Raw genomic sequence first — 23,579 nt, 5'->3', positions numbered from 1 at the left:
CACCACCGGAGGTAGGCACGTGACGATTTCAGCTGACCGACAGGCACTCCCGACGCGCACGGACCTGGTGGGCAGGGCCGTCGCCCTGCAGCCGCTACTGCGGGAGCATGCGGGCGCCGGGGACGCGGATCGCAGGCAGGCTGACGCGGTGATCGCCGGGCTGACCGAGGCGGGGTTGTTCCGGCTGTTCACGCCGAGCAGGTTCGGCGGCTTCGAGACCGACCTGCGCACGGTCCTCGAGGTCACCGAGGCGCTCGGAGAAGCCGACGGCTCGGCGGCCTGGCTGGTGTCGGTCGCGTCGGTGGCTGCCTGGATGACGGGGTTCGCCTCCGCGCAGGCGCAGCAGGACATCTTCGGCCCCGACTCCGACGCCCGCATCGCCGGCGGCAGCGCACCCGCACCGGCGCGCCGGGTGAGCGGCGGCCTGCGGGTCAGCGGGCGCTGGGCGTATGCCTCGGGGTCACACCACGCCACGTGGGCGTCGCTGGGCGCCATGGTGAGCGATGACGCAGGCAACCCGGTCGACGCGGTGCTCTGTCTGGCACCGGCCGCCGATTTGCAGTTGGAGGACACCTGGCGGACCGTCGGGATGCGCGGCACCGGCAGCAACACCTGGATCGCCGACGACGTCTTCGTGCCTACGCACCGGATCATCTCGATGGGCGCCCTGGCAGCGGGCGAGTTGACCCCAGAGACCGACGAGGTGATGTACCGGATGCCGTTCGTGCCGCTGGCCACGCTGCCGCTGCTTGGTCCGCTGCTCGGACTCGGCCGCGCCGTTCTGGCGTTGACCGTGCACGAGGCGCCTCGAAAGGCGATGCACCACACCTTCTTCGCCCGCCAGAGCGACTCGGTGGGGGTTCAGGTGCAGATCGCGCAGGCTGCGCTGATGCTCGATACCGCTCGGCTGCACGCCCATCACTGCGCCGACGAATTGGACGCCACCGCCGCGCGTGGTGAACAGACCGACTACGCCACCCGCGCTCGCGTGCGGGCCACCGCCGGGTATGCCGCCCAGCAGGTGCTCGACGCGATCAACATTCTGATCAACGTGCACGGCGCCGCCAGCTTCGCCGAAAGTAGCCGGCTGCAGCAATTCTGGCGCGACGCCAACACCGCCGCCCGCCACGCCGGGCTCAACGTGGCGGTGGGTTACGAGATCCTCGGCAAGGACCTACTGGGGATCGACGAGCCCATCAGCCCGATGGTGTGAGTCCTCGTACCAGCTAGCGGTGGACGACGACCTTGCCGACCATCCGGCCCGTTTCGACGTCGCGGTGGGCCTCGGTCAAACCCGAAGCGTCGAACGATGGAATCGACGGTGCGCGTCAACAGGCGCTGCTGCGCGATCAGGTCGTAGCTGAACAGCGGCCGCGTGAACATCAGCTCCCAATGCCAAGCGATGCTCTTGGCCTTGAGCGGCAACACGTCCAGGCCGGCGGGCTCGTCGATGGCAGTGATGTGGCCGAACGGGCGCACGATGTCTACGAAGGTCTCGACGTTGCCCTTCGAGTGGGGCGAGAACAGGTAGTCGACACCGTCGGGTGCCCAGTCCTGGGAATCCGCTCGGCTGGCCGTCGCGATCACCCGTACCCCCGTCAGCGCCTTGGCCAGCTGCACCATCACCGACCCGACACCACCGGCGGCGCCGAGGACGAGCAGGTCTCCCCGTGACTCGCTGGTCAGTCCGAATCGCTCGAACAAGGTTTCCCACGCGGTGATGGTGGTCAACGGCAGGGCGGCAGAATCCTTGAAGGACAACGACTTCGGCTTGGGTCCGACAATCCGCTCGTCAACGGCCTGCAACTCGGCGTTGCCGCCTTGGCGGGTGATGTCCCCGGCGTACCAGACCTCGTCTCCCGGAGAGAACGTCGTCACCGCAGCACCGACGGCTTCGACCGTGCCTGCGGCGTCGTATCCGAAGATGACCGGCGTCGCGGACGGGTCCAAGCCGGCACGCCGTTTGACGTCGACCGGATTGACCGACACGGCAGCGACGCGCACCAGGACGCGGCCGCACTTCGGGGACGTCGATCTGGACGTCCTGCAGTGCGTCGCTGGCGGTGAGGGGTTGGCCCACGAACGATCCGACGGCAGCCATCGTGCCCATTGGTGACTCCTGTCCTACGGTTGTGCCCGGCCGATATGGCCAGGCGAGCGGTGGCAGCGTAGGACGGCGACGACGGTTTCCCGCAAGGCCACCTACTATCACTGGATATCGATGGAGGCGACGCGGGTAGTGGCCTATTCGACGGAGTCGAGGTGGTGCTCGGCCCACCTTCGTAGCGATGCCAGCGGTACCGCCGCGCTACGTCCGGTCGCGGTGAGCTCGTAGTCCACGCGCGGAGGAACGGCGGCGTACGCCTGCCGTGCGACAGGTCGTAATCCTCTAGTCGACGCAACGTCTTCGTCAGCGACTTCGGGGTCACATTTCCGACCCCGCGTTGCAACTCGCCGAATCCAAGGGGCCCGTCGTGCAGGGCTCCGATGACCAACGCGGACCACTTGCTTGCCAAGACGTCCAACAGGTCCCGGCAGGGGCAGTCCGCGTCGTAGACGTCGTGGTTGCCGTGGCGTCCGGTACTGCAGGCCGTGCATTGCTAGCAAAGTGCCGATTCGAGCCAACGCGCATTTTGGCGGCGATACGCTGCGAAGATTCGCGAGCGGCAAACGTCAAAGCGATCGATTTGAGTCCCCGTTTGAAGGAGCGACAGATGAGTTGGGTGACGGCTTCAGAAGTGCGCGGCAGGCTGGCCAGAACGGCATTTGCGGCAGGAGTTGCCGGAGTAGCCGTGATCGGCGCGACGATTCCGGCGAACGCAGCGCCAGCCTTCGGTCAGGACGATCCGGCATGCGACTGGTTGGGGTGGCGGCATCCCCTCTGCGCTGGAGGCATGTTCGATTCGCCGCCGGATGATGGGATACCGGGCGACAACGCGGCGATAGGCGGGATACCGGCCCCGGCGATGGTGCCGAACATCGATGGCTCGCTCAGCCCTCCCGGCACGCCGGGCGCCATCTAGGCGCCGGCGAAATCTCACCGGCCGCTCGGCGATTTCGCTTCCCCTGCGCTGGACGGCGGACGGGCTGCCACTGGGCGTGCAGTGGCGCTCCCGTTGGCGGATCGGGCGGCTCCCATCTAGGCCGCTATACCGAAAAAGACTGTTCATCACACCAGAGGGACATACTCCGAAGTTGCTGTGAACTGTTCGTAGTTCGTCCACCTCATCGGCGAGGCGCGACTCGCCCCAGTCCGGTGTTGTGGAGTTCGGTTCCGTGTCGTACCGTCAACCAAGTTGATTAGCTTTGCTACAGGAAATTTACTACCGTCCGCGCCTGTCGCCGCTCATGAAAGGGTCACGGATGCAGCGGGTTTCGATCAGACGGCGACTGAGCCAGCGCTGGATGGTACTGGTGGCGGTGGCTGTGATCGCGGTGGCCGGCTTTGCCGTGTATCGGCTGCACGGAATCTTTGCCTCTCAAGACGTCACGTCCACACCCAGCGGCTCCGGAAACGACATCGTCCCGTTCAACCCCAAACACGTGGTCCTGGAGGTCTTCGGCCCGCCGGGCACGGTGGCAACCATCACCTACCTGGACGTCAACGCCCAACCGCAACGCGCCGACGCCATCACGCTGCCCTGGGCGTATGACACGACCACCACACAACCGGCGGTCGCCGTCAACGTCACCGCTCAGGGCGACAGCGACTGGATCGGCTGCCGAATCAAGATCGACGACGTGGTCAAGGACGAGAGATCGGTGAACAAGGTGAACGCCCTCACCTACTGCCTGGACAAGTCCGGATGAGCACCCAACGGGTTCCGGACCTCATCCGACGGTTCGCGGTGCTCATCGCACTGTTCTGGCTGGCCCTTGCGGTGCTGACGAACGTCTTCGTGCCGCAGCTGGAGACCGTTGCCGAATCGCACAACGTGTCGCTGAGCCCGCAAGATGCACCGTCGTTGCAGGCCAGTAAACGCATCGGCAAGGTGTTCGGCGAGTTCGACTCCGACAGTTCGGCGATGATCGTCCTGGAGGGCGATCAGCCGCTCGGTGCCGACGCCCACCACTACTACGACGGCTTGGTCGACAAGCTCTCCAAGGACACCAAGCACGTCGAGCACATTCAGAACTTCTGGGGGGATCCGCTGACCGCGGCCGGGTCGCAGAGCTCCGACGGCAAATCGGCGTTGGTGCAGGTGTACCTCGCAGGCAACCAGGGCGAGTCGCTGGCCAACGAGTCGGTCGATTCGGTGCGCAACATCGTCGACCACACACCGCCGCCGCCGGGTGTCAAAGCGTATGTCACAGGCGCCGCGCCCCTGGTCACCGATCAGTTCGAGGTGGGCCGCCACGGCACCCTGAAGACCACCCTGATCACCCTTGGCGTGATCGCGATGATGCTGTTCTGGCTCTACCGCCGCCTCACCACGGTGTTTCTCGTGATCTTCACGGTGATGATCGAGTTGACCGCGTCTCGCGGCGTCGTCGCCGTGCTCGCGAACGCAGGCATCATCAAGCTGTCGACGTACTCGACCAACCTGCTGACGCTCCTGGTCATCGCCGCCGGAACCGACTATGCGATCTTCATTCTCGGCCGCTTCCACGAAGCGCGTCATGCCGGCGAGGACCGCGTGTCGGCGTTCAACACGATGTACCACGGGACCGCGCACATCATCTTGGGTTCGGGCCTGACGATTGCCGGTGCGGTGCTCTGTCTGACCTTCACCCGGCTCCCGTATTTCCAGAGCCTCGGCGTGCCCGCCGGTATTGGCGTCCTCGTCGCCGTGGTGGCGGCGTTGACCCTGGCACCGGCCCTGCTGATCATCGGCCGCCATTTCGGGCTGTTCGATCCCGCGCGCCCGTTGCGCACGCAGGGCTGGCGGCGCATCGGCACGGCCATCGTCCGCTGGCCAGGGCCCATCCTTCTGGCGACGATCGCCGTCGCGCTCATCGGTCTGCTCGCCCTGCCCGCCTACAAGACGAGTTACGACGCCCGGCCCTACATGCCCGCCAGCGCCCCGGCCAATGTCGGCTACGCGGCGGCCGAACGCCACTTTTCCCAGGCGCGGCTGAATCCCGAGCTGTTGATGATCGAAGCCGACCACGACCTACGCAATTCCACCGACATGATCTTGTTGGAACGGGTCGCCAAGGCGGTCTTCCACACCGACGGCATCGCACAGGTGCAATCGATCACCCGGCCGCTGGGCACGCCCCTCGACCACACGTCGATACCGTTTCAGATCAGCGCGGGCAGCGCGTCGCAGATCAACAATCTGCCATTTCAACAGGCCCGCGGGGCCGACCTGCTCAAACAAGTTGACGTGATCAACAATTCGATCGACGTTCTGCGCCAGCAGTATGCGCTGCAACAACAATCCAGCGCCGTCACCGACGAACAGGCCAGGGCGTTCCAGAGCACCGTGGCCACGGCAGGAGATCTCCGGGACAAGATCGCCAACTTCGACGACTTCTTCCGGCCACTGCGCAACTACTTCTACTGGGAGCCACACTGCTTCGACATCCCGGTCTGCGCGGCGCTACGGTCGCTCTTCGATGCGCTCGACGGTATCGATCAGCTGACCAGTCAACTGTCCGACGTCGCGGGCAGCATCGCCAAACTCGATGCGCTGCAGCCGAAACTACTCGCGCTGATACCGCCACAGATCGCCACCCAGCAGACCAACCGCGACCTGACGCTGACGAACTACGCCACCACTTCGGGTATCAACGACCAGACTGAGGCGGCACTGCAGAACTCGACTGCCCTCGGCCAGGCGTACGACGCGTCGAAGACCGACGACTCCTTCTATCTACCGCCGGAGGCGTTCACCAACCCCGAGTTCCTGCGCGGGATGAAGCTGTTCATGTCACCGGACGGCAAGGCCGCCCGCATGATCATCACCCATGACGGCGATCCCGCTACGCCAGAGGGTATTTCGCACATCAGCGCCATCAGGCACGCCGCCCAGGAAGCCGTAAAGGGCACTCCGTTGGCCGGGTCCAAGATCTACATCGCCGGCACCGCTGCCACCTACAAGGACATTGCGGACGGCGCCAAATACGATCTCATGATCGCCGGGATCGCAGCGCTCTGCTTGATTCTGCTCGTCATGATGTTCATAACCCGAAGCATCGTCGCCGCGTTCGTCATCGTGGGTACCGTGGCGCTGTCGTTGGGTGCCTCGTTCGGGCTGTCCGTGCTGATTTGGCAGGACATCTTGGGCATCGATCTGTACTGGATCGTGCTCGCACTGGCGGTGATCTTGCTATTGGCGGTGGGGTCGGACTACAACCTGCTGCTGATCTCCCGGTTCAAGGAGGAGATCGGTGCCGGCTTGAACACCGGCATCATCCGGGCGATGGCCGGCTCCGGCTCGGTGGTGACGGCAGCCGGTCTGGTGTTCGCCGCCACGATGGCCTCGTTCGTGTTCGCCGACTTGCGGATCCTCGGCCAGATCGGGACGACGATCGCGCTCGGCCTGCTGTTCGACACGCTGATAGTGCGTTCCTTCATGACGCCATCCGTCGCAGCATTGATCGGCCGCTGGTTCTGGTGGCCCCTGAAGGTGCGTCCCCGCCCAGCCAGCCAAATGCTTCAGCCCTACGGATCACGTCAAGCGGTTCGTCAGCTGCTGCTATGGGAAGACGACGACCCGATCACCGAAGCGCCGCGACACGCCAAACCGTGATCGGATGATCGTGCGTGATCGGATAATCGTGGAAGGCAGCCGCTTTTGCTAGCAGACTGTGGCCAGCTCGTCGGTCCGCTCGGGCTCCAGCACCGGCACGTCCTGCAGTTTCCCCTTCAGCCCCGCGACCCTGCGCAGTTGCGCGGCCATGTTCATGGAGGTCAACATCGGGATGCCTCCGATGAACGTTCGGAAGGAGGGATGGCCGCCGTCGAGATGAAGCATGAAGAGGCAGCCGACCACGTAGAAGAATCCGATCGTGAACAGAGCTGCGGGTATCGCGTACGCGAGCGGTGATCGAGCGTCAGCAACCAGCTCGGTCGCATAGTCCACTTCGTCTTGCGACATCGGTTCGCGCTTGCGGAGTTTGGCCAGCACCGCCTTGTGGGCGCCCACCTTTTCACCCAACGGATGGGATGTCCGAGTCTCCAGCCGACCGATGTACACGAACACGCAGGTGGCGAATACGACCTCCATCACGGCAGCGAGCACCGTGAGATCGCCCCATGGACCGAGATTCACACTTCAAAGATTACCTGAACTAAGTATCTATGTCGGCTCTCACAGGAACATCACAGGAAAGGCCATTCCCGCCGTATCACCCTGACCGTTTGTGCATCTGGCGACGCCCCAGCGGCGTGTTGCGTCGTCAGATTCACACGCCCGCGATTGCGCGCCGCGCAAGCCGTGTCGTAGGGCATGGGTAGCGTCGGTCGGGCGTTGACCTCGACGTGAGGGGGTGCGATGGCTGAGTTCGCCGCGACGCCGATCTTGGCGACGGGCACCGCTGGCGTATGGGACGTGATGTGTCCAGGACACATTCGGCCTCTCGCTGACGAAGAGTGCGCAACGTCCACCCACCTGGTCTTCCCGTATCGCGGTGTCTACGTTCATCACGTCGGCAGCAATCACACCGTCGTCGACGCCAGCCAAGTCCTGTTCATCAACGAAGACGAGCCCTATCGGGTCAGCCATCCGGTCGACGGCGGAGATTCGACATTGTCGATCAGGGTCGAACCCGAAACACTGATGGAGTTGACGCCAATCGGCTATCGACATCCGAACGGCAGGGCAGCGTTCGATCGCCTGGGGGTCCACGCCGACAACCGCACCCAACAACTCGCGGCCACCGTACGTCAGCGTCTTCGCCGCGGCACCGTCGATGCATTGGAAGCCGAAGAGCTGACGCTCGAACTAGTCCGGCACACGCTCGGCGAGAAGAGATGGAGCGCTCCCAACAGCAGTGGGGCCGGTCCGCGCAGACTCGCCGACCGGGTGAAGTTGCTGTTGTCGTCTGACGTCGGTCGCCGGTGGACCTTGAGCGAAGCCGCCAGATCGGTTGGGGTTTCCCCGGTGTACTTGACGCAGGCCTTCAAGCACTTCGAGGGCGTTCCGCTGTATCGCTATCACCTGCGGTTGCGCCTAGCGCGGTCCTTGGATCTTCTCGCCGACAGCGACGACTTGACCAACTTGGCTCTCGACCTTGGATTCACCAGCCACAGTCACTTCACGGCCGCGTTCGGGAAGGTCTACGGCGTGACGCCGTCGGCATTCCAACGCTCCGTCGCTTCCTGAATTTTCTGATAGCGCCGCTCTGACGCGCCCCCGTAGCGTCGAGCACATGAGTCAGAACGACAAGGCGGCCCGGTTCGCCGAACTGCACGTCAAGGGCACGCCCCTGGCGCTGTTCAACGTTTGGGACGCGGGCAGTGCCAAGGCGGTCGAACAGGCGGGAGCGCCAGCGGTCGCCACCAGCAGCTGGTCGGTCGCCGAGGCGCAGGGTTACCGCGACGGCGAAGACATCCCGATCGCGCTCGCCAGACAGATCATCGAACGCATCGCGGCAACCGTGGACGTCCCGGTCAGCGCGGACTTCGAGGGCGGCTACACCGACGACGATGCTGCGTTGGCGGACAACGTCTCTCAACTCCTGGGTCTCGGCATCGTCGGGATCAACTTCGAAGATCGCGCGATCAAGGGATCGGGCTTGTACGACACCGAACGGCAGGCCACACGGATCAGCGCCATCCGACGAGCTGCGGACAATATGGGTGTTGCTCTGTTCATCAATGCGCGCACCGATCTGTTCCTCGGTCAGGGCAACGAGCCCAGTGTGACCGTCGACGAGGCCGTCAACCGGTCCAAGGCCTACGCAGACGCCGGGGCATCCGGGTTCTTCATTCCGGGCCTCCAGGAGGAGGCGTTGATCGCACGGATCTGTGAGCAGTCGGCACTCCCCGTCAACGTGATGGTGATGGACGGTCTTCCCGACAACGAACGACTGGCCCAAATCGGTGTTGCGCGAATCAGTTACGGCCCCATTCCATACATCGAGGCCATGAATGGCGTGCAGGATCGGGCCGCACGACTTTGAGCGTCGGTCAGGGTGGGGACCTGACTCTCTTCGATGAGCCTCGCGACCAACAACAGCCGGCAGTCAACATCGCTGCCTTCGACGGCGCGACGGACCATCAACTCGATGAAGAGTCTTCGATCACCCAGGTACATGGACTGGTCACCGGTCACGACGAACTCCTACGCCAACTCGGCGAGCTCGCCGGATGGGAGCAACGGCGACGCTGGATGTACAACCGTGAAGTCGACGAACCGCGGCTCACCCACGAGTACCGCGACTTGGCCACCGCCCCAGCGTTTCTGGTCGAACTGGCCGCAGCGCTCGGCGAATACTGCGGCGTGCCCTACGACGGGATCTGGATGAACTGGTATCGCGACCACCGGGACAGCACCAGCTGGCACGCCGACCGACCGGCCAACGTCCCCCAGACCGCGATCGTTCCGGTACTCAGTCTGGGAGCCACGCGCCGATTCCTGATTCGGCCGAACACTGGTGGACGAAGCCATCCCCCGTCGCTGCGCTCACCCCAGCGCACGACGTTCGTTCCCGCCGGCGGAGACGTGCTGATCATGCGGGGACGGTGCCAGCGAGACTGGGTGCACAGCGTCCCGAAGCAACAGTCACCCGCGGGTCCGCGCATCAGCGTGAACTTCAGCAGCAGCACCCAAGTGGGGGCCTAGGGTCAGCGGAAGCAGACGTTCAACGTCGCGAGGCCGAAGATCTTCCGGTCACCGGACTTCGCGGCGACGATCACCACACCGCTGCGGGTCGCCGGGTCCAACGACTTGATCCGGCCACTGAACTCGATGTCTGCGCCCCCGGCGGCCGATACGATCGCGGGCGCAGACAACCGCACCGCGTAGCGGGTGACCGCGCCGGGATCGCCTGACCATGCGGACGCGAAACCGGCACCCAAACCCATGGTGAGCATTCCGTGCGCGATCACGTCGGGCTGCCCGGCCAACTTGGCGATGTCCTCGTCCCAGTGAAGCGGGTTGGCATCGCCGGACACGCCCGCGTAGTTCACCAGGTCGCCGCGGGACAGGCGGGCGTGGTGCACCGGTAGCTCGTCGCCGACGTTCACGTCATCGAAGGACGGCGTTCCCAGCGTGCGGGTGGAGTCGGCCGCGGCGATGCGAACATCGCCCTCGGGTCGCACCGTCTTCCGGTATTCGGCGCCGGTTCCATCGGCTCCGAGCATGTTCACGTCGTGCATCATCACGCCCTGCACGGCCGACTTGATCGCCGGATCGACGTCCTCGGCGGTGACGCCGACGACGGTGGTGTGCAGGGTGTGTACCCGCTCGCCTGCCGCGTCGGTGAAGGTGTTGGTCACGGTGACGAGGTCTCTGCCTGCAATCCTGCGCACCGACGACAGTTCGACGTCGGTGCGCAGTTCGTCGCCGGCCACGATCGGGCGGTGCTGCTCGAAGACTTCCTCGGTCTGCAGGTACATGTCATAACCGACGACCACCGACTCGAACATGCGTTGATTGCAGGCCATGGCCGGTGCCGACGTGAACGTCAGCGGCGCCACGACGTCCGGGTACCCCAGCTTTACGGCGGAGGCGACGTCCCAGTGCGCGGGGTGATAGTTCTGCACTGCACGGGCGAACTCGCGGACCTTCTCGCGGCCGACCAGATAGGTGCCGTCAGCCTGGTAATAGTGGCCAACCCGCGATTGGAGCTCCGACGCTTCTGCTGCTGCGGTCATGAACTTGCTCAACTCCTGTTCGCTGCGGCCGACGAAGGCACACTAACGCGCGGACACTGCGGCAACCCACACCGATGGGGTTCGAACCGACTCCCACCTGAATCGCTCTATGATCGATTGCTTTGATCGCGAGATCTGGGACGGCGCTCCACGGGGGGTTGAGTTGGTCTATCGCGTCATTCAATGGGGTGCCGGTAACAACGCGCAGGCCCTGATCCCCGCGGTTCACCAACACCCGGATCTGGAGCTCGTCGGCTGTCGGGTGTGGAGCGAAGAAGAGGACGGGATCGACGTCGGCGTTCTCGCGGGTATCGGACCCATCGGTATCAGCGCCACTAGCGATGCGCAATCGCTCGTCGATACCGACGCCGACGTCGTCCTGTTCTTGCCTGCGATGCTTCCGGATACCACCGAGAGCGACCGCGAGGCCGTCGAACTGTTGCGATCGGGCAAGAGCGTGATCTCGCTGACCGGCGACCACTCGATGCCCGCTGCCGCTGGGAACGGATTCGGCGAAGCCGTCGAAGAAGCCTGCCGCATAGGCCGTTCCACGTTCACGGCGGCCGGAGTCAACCCGGGCTTCATCGCAGAACGCCTGGCGCCCACGCTCACCGGGCTGTGCGCCGACGTCACGGCAGTGACCATCGCGGAGACCTATGATTGCAGCAACTCAACTGCCGCACTGCTTTTCGATACGATGGGCTTCGGCCTTGAGTTGAAGGATTGGTCGCCCGAGTCCTGCTCGGACGACATTCCATCGGTGCTGGTATCCCGATGATTCCCGAGGTGATCAAAGCCGCACCCGGGATACTTCTGCCGAAGATCCAGGCACCGTTCCGGCGGCGGCTCACGGGCTGACAGTATCCCGTCAGCCAGCACGTGGATAGTGGGACGCATGAGTGCCGACCTGATCGCCGCCCTACCCAAAGTCGAACTCCACGTTCACCTCGAAGGCACGCTCGAGCCCACGATGCTGCTGGACCTGGCCTCCCGCAACGACATTGAGGTGCCCTGGAGCAGCGTCGACGAGCTGCGCAAGGCCTATCTCTTCGATGGACTGGAACACTTCCTGGTTCTGTTGTTCCGCGGGGCGGGCGTGCTGCGACAACGTCAAGACTTCTACGACCTCACCGCGGCCTACCTGCAGCGCGCGCACCACGACGGGGTCCGTCGCGCCGAGATGTTCTTCGGGGCGCAGACCTTCCTCGATGGCGGCGTCGACATCGGCGTACAACTCGACGGCGTGCTGTCAGCCATCGTCGACGCCCGTGACGATCTCGGCATCGACGGCGCGCTCATCCTCACTGCCCAACGACATCGGACACAACAGGCCGCCCTCGAGCTGGTCGAGTTGACCAAGCCCTGGCATCACCGCGTGCTCGGGTTCGGGCTCGGTGGCGCTGAACGGGGAAACCCGCCGTCCAAGTTCGTCGACTACTTCAGCACCTGCCGGCGGCTCGGCATGCGCACCACCATCCACGCCGGCGAGGACGGCCCATCCAGTTATGTTCGCGAGGCACTCGACCTCTGCCATCCCGAACGCATCGACCACGGCGTGGCCGCGGCTGACGACCCGGATCTGGTCAAACGCCTTGTCGACGAGCGCATCCCGCTGACCATGTGCCCGCTGTCCAATCAGCGACTGCAAGTCACGCCAGACCTGGCGAAGCACCCACTTCTCCAATTGCACGACGCCGGGGTGCTCGTCACCATCAACTCTGATGACCCGCCGTACTTCGGCGGATACGTCAACGACAACTATCGCGCCGTCGCCACGGCCCTCGACCTGTCCGATTCGGTGCTCGCAGAAATTGCGGCGAATAGCTTCCGTGCGAGTTTCGCCGGTGCGGCTGACGTCCTGGCTGGCCTGACGGACATCACTGCCTGCCTGCAAAGTCAGTGAACGGGGGTCCTACTCGGCGTCGGTTCGGAGTAGATGGACTGCTTGCCAGTCGATGCCCGACGGAGCCGCTGCGAGTACGGCCGCCAATAGGCCGAGGCGAGCCTCTCGCAGATCCGGTTGGTCTGCCATCACAAGCACGTCGTCGAAGAACTTCTGGAGCGCGGCGACGAGACCTGGGGTACGCGAGGTCCAATCGACGAGGGGTACGTCCGGCAGTTGGGCGACTTCGGCGAGCGCGTTGACCAGTCCGACTTCGGCCTCAGTGGTCAAGATCGACACATCGTAGGAACGGACTGCATCGGGCGGCAGGATGCGGATGACCCGCTGCAATGCCTCCACCAAATCGAAGAACAGCTGCCCGTGCCGGGTCATCGACTCCGCGATGTCTGCTCGCAGACGATCCGCGCGGAGAGGCGATGCCGTTGCTGTCGGCGCCACCGCCGAGATCAAGGCGGCGGGAACCTGCTCGTCGCGCAACCGCTGTGCGAAACGGGCGTCCAACAACTCACTCGCAACGGTGAGAACGCCTATGTCGACCGTGCATCCACTGGTGCGCAGGTGCTCCGCTGCCGTCTCCAAGCCGAACGGGAGTGTGAGGGCGGCCAATTCTGGTGCCGTGCGCAGGATTCTCACGATTCCCAGCGCTGCTCTTCGCAGCCCGTAAGGGTCTGACGTGCCGGTGAGCTTGGCTCCGACCGCAAGCATGCCGACGAGCAGATCGAACCGGTCGGCAAGGGCGAGAATCTTGCCGATGGTGCTGACCGGCAGGTGGTCCGCGTGGTGCCTGGGCAGCTCCATCTCGTAAAGGGCTTGGGCAACCTCTTCGGATTCCCCTGCCTTCATGGCGTATTCGCGGGCCATGATTCCCGCCAGCGAGGTGAACTCGACGACCAAGTGGGATGCCAGATCGAACTTGGTCAGCGAACTCGCCTGCGCGAGGTTCTCCATCTCAGTACTCGAAAGTTCGGCGCGGGTCGCGAAAGCCTTTGCAAGAGTCGCGATTCTGTCCGCTCGGTCCGACACTGATCCGAGCCGCTCATGAAACGTCAACGCCGTGAGTCGACGCCGCAGTTCTCGCGGTTCGATCTCGCGGTCGGCCCGCCAGAAGAAGGCGGCGTCTTCGAACCGTGCGCGCACGACGGTTTCGTTCCCGCGGCCTACGATCTCGTGATCACATTGCCCGTCGGCCATGGTGATGAAGAAGGGCAGCAGCTCGCCCGTGGTGGTGCGAACGGGCAGATAGCGTTGGTGCTTGCGCATCACCGTGGTGAGGACGTCATCGGGCAGGTCGAGGTATTTCGGGTCGAACCGACCGAGGATTCCGACCGGCGACTCGACCAGATCCGTAATCTCATCTAGCAGTTCGGCTTCGGCGTCAGTATCGACAACGCCACCGGCTTGCCGCGCCAAGTCCTCGGCGAGAGCAACGACAGCGATACGCCGGTCTAATCTGTCGATGAGGATGCCCTCGGACTGCATGAGCGGCGCGTACTCCTCGGCATGCGTAAGGGTGGTGGACGCTGAGTGCGACTGCTTGCGATTGCCTCGGGTGACCCGCCCCGCGAGAAGGGCTCCCGCGGTGACTGGCAAGACGGTGTTCCCCAACAGTGCGAGCATTGCCCGGATCGGTCGGCTGTAGGTCAAGACGGGGTCGTTCCACCGCATGTTCTTGTCGGATCGCAATCCGGCCACGAGCTTCGACAGCAGCTCGGTCAGGACCGCCGTCGCCGGGCGCCCCGGCTGTGGAACGTCCAGTGCGACATGCTCGGTCCCGTTGAAGTCGATGCGACTCAGATCGGCAACGTCGGCAGACTGCGTCCGCAGAAACCCGAGGAGTGCCGGTGTCGGCGCTCCGTCCGCGGCAAACGCCGAAGCCACCTTTGGCCCACGCTTGACGTCGACTCGGTCGCTTTCTCGTTGGGCGATGTCTTCGATTCTGACCACGACGCGCCGGGGTGTGGCGGTGACATGCACTCGCCCATGGGACAACGCTGTGTTGGCGAGTAGCTCGGTCAAAGTCTGTTCGACCTCGGCGGCCACGGTCTCGACAACGTGCGGTGGCAGTTCCTCGACCAGGATCTCGAAGACCAACAGCCCTTCGGCGACGTCGTCCACCGGATCTGGCGCGGACGCCAGCGGGAGAGGCGTATGGGTCCCGCGTGGATGACCAGCGCTGGCCCTCAGCTCGGTCCACAGTTCGGCGACCGCGCGTGATTGCGCACGCATCGTGGCGAACCACTTGGCGCGTTCGGTCGTCGACATGGCGCCGCGCGCGTCGAGGACGTTGAATGCGTGCGAAGACTTCAGCACGAAGACGTGGGCGGGAACGGGCAGGCGAAGTTCGGTGAGTCGGCTTGCTTCGTTGGAATAGGTCTCCAGCAGAACACGTGTCGCGTCAACGTCGGCCTCGTCCAAGTAGTATCGCGACATCTCGTATTCGGACTGTCCGAATACCTCGCCGTAGGTGATGCCAGGCGCAAACAGGATGTCCTTGAAGTGGTTGACCCCTTGAATGGCCATGAGGATGCGTTCCAGGCCGTAGGTGATCTCCACGGGAACCGGGTCGAGATTGATGCCACCTACCTGTTGAAAGTAGGTGAACTGCGTGATCTCGAGGCCGTCCAGCCAGACCTCCCAGCCAAGGCCCCATGCGCCGATCGCGGGCTGTGCCCAGTTGTCCTCGACGAACCGCACGTCGTGTGCGTTCACGTCGATGCCCAACACAGACAACGAACGAAGGTAAAGCTCCTGCGGATTGCCGGGTTCCGGCTTCAGGATCACCTGAAACTGAGTGTGCGTCTGGAGGCGGTTCGGGTTCTCGCCGTATCGGCTGTCGTCGGGACGGACCGACGGCTCGACATACGCCGATCTCCAGGGCTCCGGGCCGAGCACACTGAGAATCGTTGCGGGATTCATGGTGCCCGCACCCACTTCGGTATTGAATGGCTGCGAAATGACACAACCGATCTCGGCCCAGTAGTTCTGCAGGCGAAGTATCGATTCCTGCATCGACAGCGGATCGGCGGGCATCCGGAAATATTAGCCTGCGCGGAGCGGGGCGAAATCCGCGTCTACGCTGTGCTCGGCATGCTTCCCTCGCACGCCCAATTATCAAGGTAGCAAGGCAGTTCCGGTCAATCGGCGCCGCTGACGTCGCGGCCCGAGTTCGCAACGCCGGCTACGTCACGGCGTTGGACAACGCCGAGGACCTGCCGTCACACGGCGCCGCGGTGAACATCCGCTTCTTCGGTTCCTAAACCCAACGGGCCCTGCGCGATCGCGCCGCGGCGGTCGCCGCCTGCTACGGAGCGTCGTCCTCAGTTCCGAAGGCCTCGGGATCGGCGAGCGGAATCAGCAGGTGTGACGGTGTCAGGCCGCCCTGCTTCACCCGGTAGACGCCGCCGAGCAACGCCTGCCGTGCCGGCTTGGTGGGCACCAGCTGCGGGAAGTCGTACGTCGTCATCGTCAGGCGCAGGCGGTGATTCGGCGCGATCAATGCCGCGGTCGGGAAGATCTCGATGTCGTAGCGGGTCAACTCGCCGGGCTCCACGGGCTGTGCGGCCGCGGTGGAGCTGACGTGATGAGGCCTCAGCACGGTGCCGTCGGGCAGATACCAGGTGCGCTCTGGGTCCAGTGCGCGATGCGAGCCGAGCAGTGCGCCCTCGGTCAGGGGGCGGCTGGCGCCATCGGGGGCCACGTCGTCGAGGTGAGCGACCCACACGGTCTCGGACGTGGTGGCCGTCGCGTGCACGGTCAACGTGATCGGCCCGGCGACCAGCTTGGGGGAGTCGAACGCTTCGGTGGTGTAGGTCAGCGCCTCGCGCTGTAGCCGGCGGTTGTCGAGGTCATAGCGGATGGGTCTGCCGCGCCGGGAGGCCAGGTAGCTGGTCATGCCAAGGCTCCACTGCTCAAGGCTGCGCCCCGCGATCGGGCCGCGCGCCACGTAGTTCAGCGTGGCCTCGCTCTCTGTCGCGTCGGGATCCGGTGCCAGCCGGTTCGCCGACGACAGATGGAAGCGGGTCGGCGTCGCGTCGGGGAACGGGTAGTCGCTGCTGCGGAACCATTGGGAGCTGCCGATGGGCTGGACCACCACCGGCGGTCCGGACACCGCCGCGGCGGGCGCGTCCTTGAGCCACTGGTCGAACCAGCGCAATTGCAGGGCGTTGAGGTGCAGTCCGTCGAAATCCGACACGTGATACCAGGGGCCCATCAACAGCCGAAAGCGGTCAGACACCTCCTGACCGGACTCCATCGGCGCGTAGACGGGCCGCCCGGCGGCGGCGTTCTGCAGTGCGGCGTAGTTCAGCGGGGCGCCGCGCTGGAAGGCGTCGTGCCAGCCGCCCACGAGGAAGACCGCCACCCCGTTTGCCACGATGTTCGGCAGCACCGCGCCGGGCCGCATGTTGTCCCAGAACGGTCCGTCGAACGCGGGCTCCCCGCCGCGGGCGGCCTCGGCGGCCAGGGTGCGGAAGTACTGGCGTTGGGCACGTCCCCGCCGCCGCACCTCGGCGACTCCGCCTGCGCGGGGCCGGGGGTGGCCGCCGCGGGACGCGAACTCCAGCGTCGGGTTGACCAGGTTGAGTAGGGAGTAGGTCGCGCCATACGCCCGCACCGTGCGCATGTGCGGGATGCCGCCCATGGTCGTCGCATCGCGGTAGAAGTCGTTTGCGGCCATCACCGGGAAGATGGCCTTCAGCGGCGAGTCGGGCCCGACGGCGGCCGCGGTGAAGAGCTGGTTGATCGCGAGGTAGGAGATGCCGAACATGCCAACGCGCCCGTTGGCGTTCGGCAGCTTCGACGCCCACTCGACCAGGTCGACGCCGTCCTGCGCCTGCTCCGGCCCGAACATCTCGAACGAACCGCCGGAGACGCCAGTGCCGCGCACGTCGACCATCACCTCGATGTAGCCGCGCCGGATCAGGTACGGGGTCGCCCCACCACCGATCTGCGCGGCCGGTGGCGGCGCTTTCTTCCCGTACGGCGTCAGTGACAGCAGCACCGGGAACGGTCCGGTGGCAGGTTGTCCGGTCGCCGGCTCGGTCGGGTAGTGGATGTCGGCGCGCAGTACGACGCCGTCGCTCATCGGTACCGCGATGTTGTGCCGCACGCCGATCCCGTATCGGGCAGGCGGGGCGTCGAAGGCCGGTGTCAGCGGCGACGAACTGGTTCGCCGCGGTGCGCGCTTCGTCGTCGAGCCGGCTACCTGGCGCGGTACGCGCAGTTTCATCCCACGACCGTATGACTTGGCTGTGGGCGTAGCGCACAGCGGGTCCGGGCCATGGCCCGCCGAGGGCTACCTCTCGCCGATGTCAACTTCACGCAGACGGAACCCGCCGCAGGCCGTCGACCACGAGCGCCAGCAGCCGAGAGCGCTGAGCGTCACCGCGGCCCTGGTCGCCGAGCCAGGCGATGGCGGCGGAGATGTCGAGCAGATCCTCGCTGGCAATGTCGTCGCGAACCTCACCCGCTGCGACGGCGCGCTCCAACAGCGCCGCCCCGGCGCGCTTGCTGCGTTTGCAGTTGGTGTCATTGCCTGCCTCCGGGTTGACCAGGGTGCGGGCAAGGCCGTCGAACAACCCGGCCTGTGCAATGAAGGCTTCGAGCCAATCAGTAAGCGCAGCAACGGGCTTCGTCGAGGTCAGCAGTTTGTCGCCGAGTTCGGCGAGCGCCAGCAATCCGTCGTCGATCACGGCGAGGGCCAGATCGTCACGGCTGGGGAAGTGCCGGTACAACGTGCCGGGACCCACGCCGGCTGCCTTGGCGATGTCATCGAGAGACGCGCTGACGCCGCCACGGTCGAACGCCTCCACTGCGGCGTCGAGCAGAGCGCGCCGGTTACGGGCAGCGTCGGCGCGCAATGGCCGAGGCGCGGTCGACGACCCAGTCATCCTGACACCTTTCGCTCGACAAGCGGAGACTCTCTCCGTATGGTTACCGGAGAAGCTCTCCGAATTCTAGCGAGGTATGAACCGATGCTCATCACCGCAATGCCCATGCCGAACCCCGCGCACTCGCTGCCGCGATTCGTCGACGCGTTGACCGACATCGCGGAAGGGGGATCGGAGTCGATATGGCTACCGCAGCTGCCTGCGATGCCGGGCATCGCGGGCTGGGACCCGCTGATCGTTCTCGCGCTGCTTGGCCAGCGCGCACCCGCGGTGAAGCTGGGCACCGCCGTCAGCGTGATCTACGGACAGCATCCCTTCACGCTGGCCCGACAGGCGTTGGCTGCGTCGGCTGCCGTTGGCGGTCGCCTGACGCTTGGGCTGGGCCTCAGCCACCCCCCCGTCGTCGAAGCCCTGGGTTACCGCTACGACAAGCCCGCCGCGTTCATGGACGAATACCTGACTGCGCTTCTGCCCGCACTGGCCGGCGTGGCCGTCGACGTCCACGGCGAGTTCATCACTGCCATCGGACAAGTCGAAGCGCGGGATGCGCCTGTGCCCTCGGTCGTCCTCGCGGCACTGGGTCCACGGATGCTGCGTATCGCAGGATCACGCACCGATGGCACCGTGACCAGCTGGGTCGGACCGCGCACCCTGGATGCGCACATCGTGCCGCTGTTGACGAAGGCGGCCGCCGCCGCGGGTCGCCCTGCGCCGCGGGTCGTCGCAGGCCTTCCCGTGGTCGTCACGGACTGCCCTGACGATGCCCGCGCCGTCATCGACGAGGAATTCGCTGCCACTGGCAGCCTGCCCGCCTACCGTGCGATGTTCGAACGCGAAGGCGTCACCGGACCTGGAGACGTCAGCCTCGTCGGCGACGAGGCGGAGGTAGAAGCCCAGTTGCGCCGTCTCGTCGAAGTCGGCGTCACCGAATTCGTCGGAACGCCGCTAGGCGATGCCGCAAGCCAGGCCAGGACGCTCGAATTTCTCGCAGCCGCACGCACGCACTAGGGAGCGGGCGGGAAGTCGATGACGTCCCATGCCAACGGCAGCTGGTTCGTCCGCTCGCTGGGCTTGGCTTCTGGCACGAACCGCGCACCGTCGAGCCTGCCGGCGAAGGTGAACCGGTCGATCTCGAATGGCACGTTGTCGCTGGAGAGCGGAACCGGGGCCCGGGTGACGTGGAAGTGCAGGTGAGCCTCGGTGGTGTTGCCGGAGTTGCCGAGGCGTCCGATGACCTGGCCGCGGGTGACCTTGTCGCCGACCTTCACCGACGCCGAGCCAAGGCGCATGTGGGCATAGAAGGCGAAGTTGCCGCTGCCGATGTCGATGATGACGTAGTTCCCGCCCAGTTCCTTGAAGGCTTGGTCTGGGGTGATGACTTGCGGTGTCGCGTCCCTGTTGTCGGACACCACCACTGCGACGGTGCCGTCGGCCACGGCCAGCAGCGGGGCGTCGTAGGCGAGGTAGTCCGCGTTGCGCGTTCCGTCGCCGGTATGCGTGGTGACCGGGTTCTTGGCCGGGTCGATGCGCAACCAGTCGATGGCGTAGCGCTCGCTGCCGTTGAGCCTGCCGCCGACCCCCATGACCGCGCCGCGGTGCGGTGAAACGACGCAGCACGCGTTGCCTGCCACCCAGTCGTCACCGGCGAGTGGTGGCCCGATCACGACGGGCGCCGCCGCGCTGGTGCGGACCGCGCCACCGATCTGCGTGACGGAGTCCGGGTATTGAGCGCTGACGGATGGCTGGTACTCCGGCGTCGCCTTGCCGAGCGTGATGGCCAGTCGGTGCGTGACGTCGGCGGGGACCTCTCCGCGACTGTCGTACACGTCGTCGAGCACGAGAACTGCGGTGCGTCCCGCGGGGATCTCGGTGACGGGGGCTGGCGACAGGTTGGGGATGAGGATGGTCCGCTCCACGGTTTCCTGCTGTCCGATGGTTGCGACTGCCGCGCCGTCTGGCCCGTCGGCGAGCGTGTCTACCTTCGTGATCGTCGCTGGTCGCGGGCCGGAGTTCAGCACCGAAAGCTCGTAGGCCACGTGGACCTTGCCGTCGGTTCCCGTGACCGGGATCGGGTCGGGGCCGATCGTCGTGATGGCGAGTGGCGCGACGACGTCGACGTCGAGGGGGTAACCGGGCGGAATGCCGCCACGGTTGTCGGCGGCGGGCGTCGGCGCTGGACTCGAGGTGCCCGACCCCGTCGAGTCCGAGGACGACGAGCACGCCGCGAGAAGTACGGCACAAGCCAGCAGGAGGGTCGGTGACGTGCGCATGAGATGACTTGCCTTGCCTGTAGGTGGTGACGGTAAGCAAGTGATTCGTCGGTGGTGCCGTCTCGCGCCGGAAGCATAACTGGTCGATCCCGCTGGACGGGGTGTTTCCGTGCGCTAAGAATGTGGTCTGGAGTGGTGGAAAGGACTGCATGGCAAGTCTATTGAGGCGGCCACGGTCGCGCGGGCTAGGAAAGCGCGCATGGTTGCTGACGTGGTCGATTCGTCTGATCCTCTGGACGCTGGGCTTCACGCGCGTCATCCGAACCGAGATCGTGAACGACGACATCGTGCCGGACAAGGGCGCGGTGATCCTGGCCGCCAACCACACGTCGATGATCGACGTGTTCTTCATCCTGGCGGCGCTCCGGCGTGAGGGGATCGCGATGGCGATGGCGGAGCTGTGGAAGTCGCCGCTCACCCGCTGGCTCGTGGAAGTGCTTGGCCAGATACCCGTCGTCCGGGGCGACTCGGAATCTGGGAAGGAGGCGATGGAGAGCGCAGCCCACGCCTTGGAGGACGGGGCGTTGGTCGGGATCTTTCCCGAAGGCAAGTGCGTCAAGCCAGGAGACGTCGCGCCCTACCGGCCCGGCGTCGCGGTGCTGGCCAAGGACACGGGCGTGCCGATCATCCCGGTCCGCCTCGTCAACGCCAATGAAGTCCTGCCGCTGGACAAGAAGTTCCCAAGATTCGGAAGCACCGTGTACGTGATCTTCGGGGAGCCGATCGATCCCGATGAGTTCGCTACGGTCCCAGAACTACTCGACGAGGTGCAGCTGCGCATCAGCTGCCTGGAAGTGCCGCAGTGATCAACTTCTCGATCAACTGGGCAGGCGCGTCCTCCGGCAGTAAGTGGCCCGCGTCGTCGATCCACGTGAGTCCCTGGTTGGTGACGTGTTGTTCGACCCACTGCCCGTGAGCCGCGGGCAGGATCTGATCGTCACGACCCCACAGCAGAGTTACGGGAATGTCGATGGTGTCGAGTAGGTGTTCGTATTCGGCGGTATCGACCTGGCTGAGCTGGCGGTACTGCCGGTAGAACGCGGCTTGCCCGTCGGGCCCGAGCCATGGTGCCAAATAGGTTTCGAGCACATTGGGCCGATAGCCCTGTCGAGTGCCTGCACGCAAGTGAGCGGTAACCAGAGCTTCGTGGGCGTAGGCGGGGAGTCGTTCGAAAACGCCGTGGTGCTCGCGGATCAGCCCGAAGAGGCCGTGCTCCCACGCGCCTCCGACCACGGCGTCGAAGAGGGTCAGATCCGAGTACGCAGTGTGTTCGAGCAGCAGTGCTCGCAGCACGATGGCACCCCCGATATCGCAGGCAACTACACTGGGACACTGCAGGTTCCACTGATTGAGCAGTTCTGCAAAATTGCGTCCCTGCGCAGCGAGGGTGAGGTCCTGGCCGTCGCGTCTCTCTGATTGGCCATACCCGAGGTGATCGAAGACGTAGACGCGACGCCCGCTGCGGGCGAGTGCCACCGCAACGTCCCGCCACAGGAACGACGAGTAAGGCGTGCCATGGACGAGGACGATCGGTGGCCCTTCGCCGAGGGATTCCCAGCGCACGGTGCCGTCCGCGAGTTCTATCGATCTGCTCAAGATCCAGGTCATTCGGACTCTCTATCCGGAAGTAGATCGCGGCGGGCATGCTGGCCGACCTCGTGGTGTGGTCCGACGATCTCTATAGCCACGAACGCGAGCCCGAGGAGCTGCTTGATCAGCATGCAGAAGTGACGCTGGTCGGCGGAGAGATCGTGCACTCAGCAGGCGCGCTCTCCGATCGTGTCGGCGCCGTGCTCGGCGAGGACCCGGTGAGCGCGGGGACGGCCGTGTCCCACGTGCACTGCCACTGACCTTCTCAGGCGGCGGTCATGAGGTAGTCGGCCCCGCCGACGTAGACGATCCCCTGGGGGTTCGGGGAATCGGCGGCGCCGACGATGGCAGCGGCGAACTCGTCGACGGTCGGGAGCGTCCCATGTGCGCGGCGAGCATCCACTTCGACCGGATCGCGTCGTTCCAGGAGCTTGACGATGATGGTGCCCTCGATCATGTCCCCGGAGACCACGGTGAGGTGGACACCGGCTCGGCTGAACACGGAACGCATGGCATAGAGCGCGGTTTCGCCTGCGCGCTTGCTTGCCGCGACCGCGGAGTAACCCTTGGGCACCGCCTTGTTTGGAAAGAAGTGGGCTTGGTGGCTGGTCACGAAGACGATGCGTCCGTCCGCAGGCATCACGGGCAGCGCCAGCTGGGCGAGACGTCTCTGCGCGTCGCGATTGAGGCGCATGGCGTAGCCGGGGTCGCCGTTCAGTTCGAGGCCACCCGAAGCGTTCAGAATGAGGGCATCCAAGCGCCCGAAGCGCGACTTGACGGAGTCGATCATCGCCGTTGCTTCGGCTTCATTGGAGATGTCGGCGCCCATCGTCGACGCGTGGCCGCCTGCGTCGCGGATGGCGGCGGCGATGGTGCTCGCGCGCTTGGCCTTCTCGCGATAATTCACGATGACGTGCGTGTCGGGGCTGGCGAACTGCCGCGCGACTTCCGCGCCGACGCCCCTCGATCCGCCGGTTACCAAGACGATTCGCGTAGGTCCGTTGTGCATGTGCGGCTCCTTCCGTCAGTGGTGAGTACCGAGCGATGGGTGCAACCGTACACCTAAAATAAGGAACATAAGAGAAAAATAAGATCACGTTAAGGTGTCGGGGGCCGGCGGCGTCCGGCGCACGCGTCGCCGTCAGGGGCGCTGATGCGAC

At 65.2% G+C, this 23,579-nt stretch carries 21 protein-coding genes and 1 pseudogene; 12 read left to right on the top strand and 10 right to left on the bottom strand.

The features are described 5' to 3' along the window. The first annotated feature begins 19 nt into the window (after positions 1-19). Positions 20-1,213, top strand: a complete 1,194-nt coding sequence (locus tag HNP02_RS43725) for an acyl-CoA dehydrogenase family protein (protein WP_184439688.1) — start codon at positions 20-22, stop codon at positions 1,211-1,213. Here the strand turns inward: HNP02_RS43725 and HNP02_RS15130 are convergent. Both HNP02_RS15130 and HNP02_RS15125 read right to left on the bottom strand, forming a co-directional pair. Next, positions 1,153-1,989, bottom strand: coding sequence for an alcohol dehydrogenase catalytic domain-containing protein (locus HNP02_RS15130; protein WP_309241562.1), 837 nt, complete (start codon positions 1,987-1,989; stop codon positions 1,153-1,155). The two genes, HNP02_RS43725 and HNP02_RS15130, sit on opposite strands and share 61 nt — an antisense overlap. 255 nt (positions 1,990-2,244) lie before the next feature. Further along, positions 2,245-2,516, bottom strand: a pseudogene (locus HNP02_RS15125) (winged helix-turn-helix transcriptional regulator). Positions 2,517-2,714: 198 nt separating this feature from the next. Here HNP02_RS15125 and HNP02_RS15120 point away from each other — a divergent pair. The 3 genes from HNP02_RS15120 to HNP02_RS15110 all read left to right on the top strand — a co-directional run bounded on the left by HNP02_RS15120 (position 2,715) and on the right by HNP02_RS15110 (position 6,698). Beyond that, the gene (locus HNP02_RS15120) at positions 2,715-3,023 is read left to right on the top strand and encodes a hypothetical protein (RefSeq protein WP_184439686.1); all 309 of its coding nucleotides are present in this window, start codon (positions 2,715-2,717) and stop codon (positions 3,021-3,023) included. Between the two features lie 340 nt (positions 3,024-3,363). Further along, the gene (locus tag HNP02_RS15115) at positions 3,364-3,810 is read left to right on the top strand and encodes an MmpS family transport accessory protein (protein ID WP_184439684.1); all 447 of its coding nucleotides are present in this window, start codon (positions 3,364-3,366) and stop codon (positions 3,808-3,810) included. Then, a complete protein-coding gene (locus HNP02_RS15110; RefSeq protein ID WP_184439682.1) occupies positions 3,807-6,698 on the top strand; it encodes an RND family transporter in 2,892 nt (963 codons plus the stop codon). Before HNP02_RS15115 ends, HNP02_RS15110 begins: the two co-directional genes overlap by 4 nt. Positions 6,699-6,746: 48 nt before the next feature. Here the strand turns inward: HNP02_RS15110 and HNP02_RS15105 are convergent, their stop codons facing one another. Further along, positions 6,747-7,220: a hypothetical protein gene (locus tag HNP02_RS15105; RefSeq protein WP_184439681.1), complete on the bottom strand. Its 474-nt coding sequence runs from the start codon at positions 7,218-7,220 to the stop codon at positions 6,747-6,749. Between the two features lie 222 nt (positions 7,221-7,442). Here HNP02_RS15105 and HNP02_RS15100 point away from each other — a divergent pair, with 222 nt between their 5' ends. Genes HNP02_RS15100 through HNP02_RS15090 form a run of 3 tightly spaced genes read left to right on the top strand, consistent with a single transcriptional unit; the run spans position 7,443 to position 9,734 of the window. Further along, a complete protein-coding gene (locus HNP02_RS15100; protein WP_184439679.1) occupies positions 7,443-8,273 on the top strand; it encodes an AraC family transcriptional regulator in 831 nt (276 codons plus the stop codon). 46 nt (positions 8,274-8,319) lie between these two features. Continuing rightward, on the top strand, positions 8,320-9,072 hold the full coding sequence (locus HNP02_RS15095; protein WP_184439676.1) for an isocitrate lyase/phosphoenolpyruvate mutase family protein: 753 nt from the start codon (positions 8,320-8,322) through the stop codon (positions 9,070-9,072). Next, positions 9,069-9,734 carry an alpha-ketoglutarate-dependent dioxygenase AlkB gene (locus tag HNP02_RS15090; protein ID WP_184439675.1) on the top strand — a complete coding sequence of 222 codons (666 nt, stop codon included), beginning with the start codon at positions 9,069-9,071 and terminating at the stop codon, positions 9,732-9,734. Before HNP02_RS15095 ends, HNP02_RS15090 begins: the two co-directional genes overlap by 4 nt. A gap of 2 nt (positions 9,735-9,736) precedes the next feature. Here HNP02_RS15090 and HNP02_RS15085 read toward each other — a convergent pair whose 3' ends face one another. Then, positions 9,737-10,768 carry a fused (3R)-hydroxyacyl-ACP dehydratase subunits HadA/HadB gene (locus tag HNP02_RS15085; RefSeq protein ID WP_184439673.1) on the bottom strand — a complete coding sequence of 344 codons (1,032 nt, stop codon included), beginning with the start codon at positions 10,766-10,768 and terminating at the stop codon, positions 9,737-9,739. A 109-nt stretch (positions 10,769-10,877) separates the two neighbouring features. Here HNP02_RS15085 and HNP02_RS15080 point away from each other — a divergent pair, with 109 nt between their 5' ends. Continuing rightward, positions 10,878-11,546, top strand: a complete 669-nt coding sequence (locus HNP02_RS15080) for a hypothetical protein (protein WP_184439671.1) — start codon at positions 10,878-10,880, stop codon at positions 11,544-11,546. Positions 11,547-11,663: 117 nt separating this feature from the next. After that, positions 11,664-12,671 carry an adenosine deaminase gene (locus HNP02_RS15075; RefSeq protein WP_184439669.1) on the top strand — a complete coding sequence of 336 codons (1,008 nt, stop codon included), beginning with the start codon at positions 11,664-11,666 and terminating at the stop codon, positions 12,669-12,671. A 9-nt stretch (positions 12,672-12,680) separates the two neighbouring features. Here HNP02_RS15075 and HNP02_RS15070 read toward each other — a convergent pair whose 3' ends face one another. The 3 genes from HNP02_RS15070 to HNP02_RS15060 all read right to left on the bottom strand — a co-directional run bounded on the left by HNP02_RS15070 (position 12,681) and on the right by HNP02_RS15060 (position 18,559). Then, positions 12,681-15,701: a glycine--tRNA ligase gene (locus HNP02_RS15070; protein ID WP_184439667.1), complete on the bottom strand. Its 3,021-nt coding sequence runs from the start codon at positions 15,699-15,701 to the stop codon at positions 12,681-12,683. Between the two features lie 271 nt (positions 15,702-15,972). Then, positions 15,973-17,784 carry a CocE/NonD family hydrolase gene (locus HNP02_RS15065; protein ID WP_184439929.1) on the bottom strand — a complete coding sequence of 604 codons (1,812 nt, stop codon included), beginning with the start codon at positions 17,782-17,784 and terminating at the stop codon, positions 15,973-15,975. Positions 17,785-17,986: 202 nt separating this feature from the next. Then, complete coding sequence (locus HNP02_RS15060; protein ID WP_184439665.1) at positions 17,987-18,559, bottom strand: TetR/AcrR family transcriptional regulator; 573 nt, start codon at positions 18,557-18,559, stop codon at positions 17,987-17,989. An 84-nt stretch (positions 18,560-18,643) separates the two neighbouring features. On the opposite strand from HNP02_RS15060, the gene HNP02_RS15055 reads away from it, so the two are divergent. Continuing rightward, complete coding sequence (locus HNP02_RS15055; RefSeq protein WP_184439663.1) at positions 18,644-19,567, top strand: TIGR03564 family F420-dependent LLM class oxidoreductase; 924 nt, start codon at positions 18,644-18,646, stop codon at positions 19,565-19,567. Here HNP02_RS15055 and HNP02_RS15050 read toward each other — a convergent pair. Then, positions 19,564-20,829, bottom strand: coding sequence for a M23 family metallopeptidase (locus HNP02_RS15050; RefSeq protein WP_184439661.1), 1,266 nt, complete (start codon positions 20,827-20,829; stop codon positions 19,564-19,566). The genes HNP02_RS15055 and HNP02_RS15050 overlap by 4 nt on opposite strands. Positions 20,830-20,978: 149 nt before the next feature. Between HNP02_RS15050 and HNP02_RS15045 the strand changes: the two genes are divergently transcribed. Next, positions 20,979-21,635: a 1-acyl-sn-glycerol-3-phosphate acyltransferase gene (locus HNP02_RS15045; RefSeq protein ID WP_221317605.1), complete on the top strand. Its 657-nt coding sequence runs from the start codon at positions 20,979-20,981 to the stop codon at positions 21,633-21,635. On the opposite strand, the gene HNP02_RS15040 is transcribed toward HNP02_RS15045, so the two are convergent. Continuing rightward, entirely contained in the window at positions 21,610-22,437 is an 828-nt protein-coding gene (locus tag HNP02_RS15040; RefSeq protein ID WP_184439657.1) for an alpha/beta fold hydrolase, read from the bottom strand. The genes HNP02_RS15045 and HNP02_RS15040 overlap by 26 nt on opposite strands. 35 nt (positions 22,438-22,472) lie before the next feature. Here HNP02_RS15040 and HNP02_RS15035 point away from each other — a divergent pair, with 35 nt between their 5' ends. Then, entirely contained in the window at positions 22,473-22,679 is a 207-nt protein-coding gene (locus tag HNP02_RS15035; RefSeq protein ID WP_184439655.1) for a hypothetical protein, read from the top strand. A 5-nt stretch (positions 22,680-22,684) separates the two neighbouring features. Here HNP02_RS15035 and HNP02_RS15030 read toward each other — a convergent pair whose 3' ends face one another. After that, a complete protein-coding gene (locus tag HNP02_RS15030) occupies positions 22,685-23,428 on the bottom strand; it encodes an SDR family oxidoreductase (protein WP_184439653.1) in 744 nt (247 codons plus the stop codon). Positions 23,429-23,579: the final 151 nt, after the last annotated feature.

It is taken from the genome of Mycobacterium sp. AZCC_0083 (genome assembly GCF_014202335.1).
In the GTDB taxonomy this organism is placed as follows: Bacteria; Actinomycetota; Actinomycetes; order Mycobacteriales; family Mycobacteriaceae; genus Mycobacterium.
Note: the sequence above shows the minus strand (reverse complement) of the source record. Positions and strands in the feature narration are given on the sequence as shown.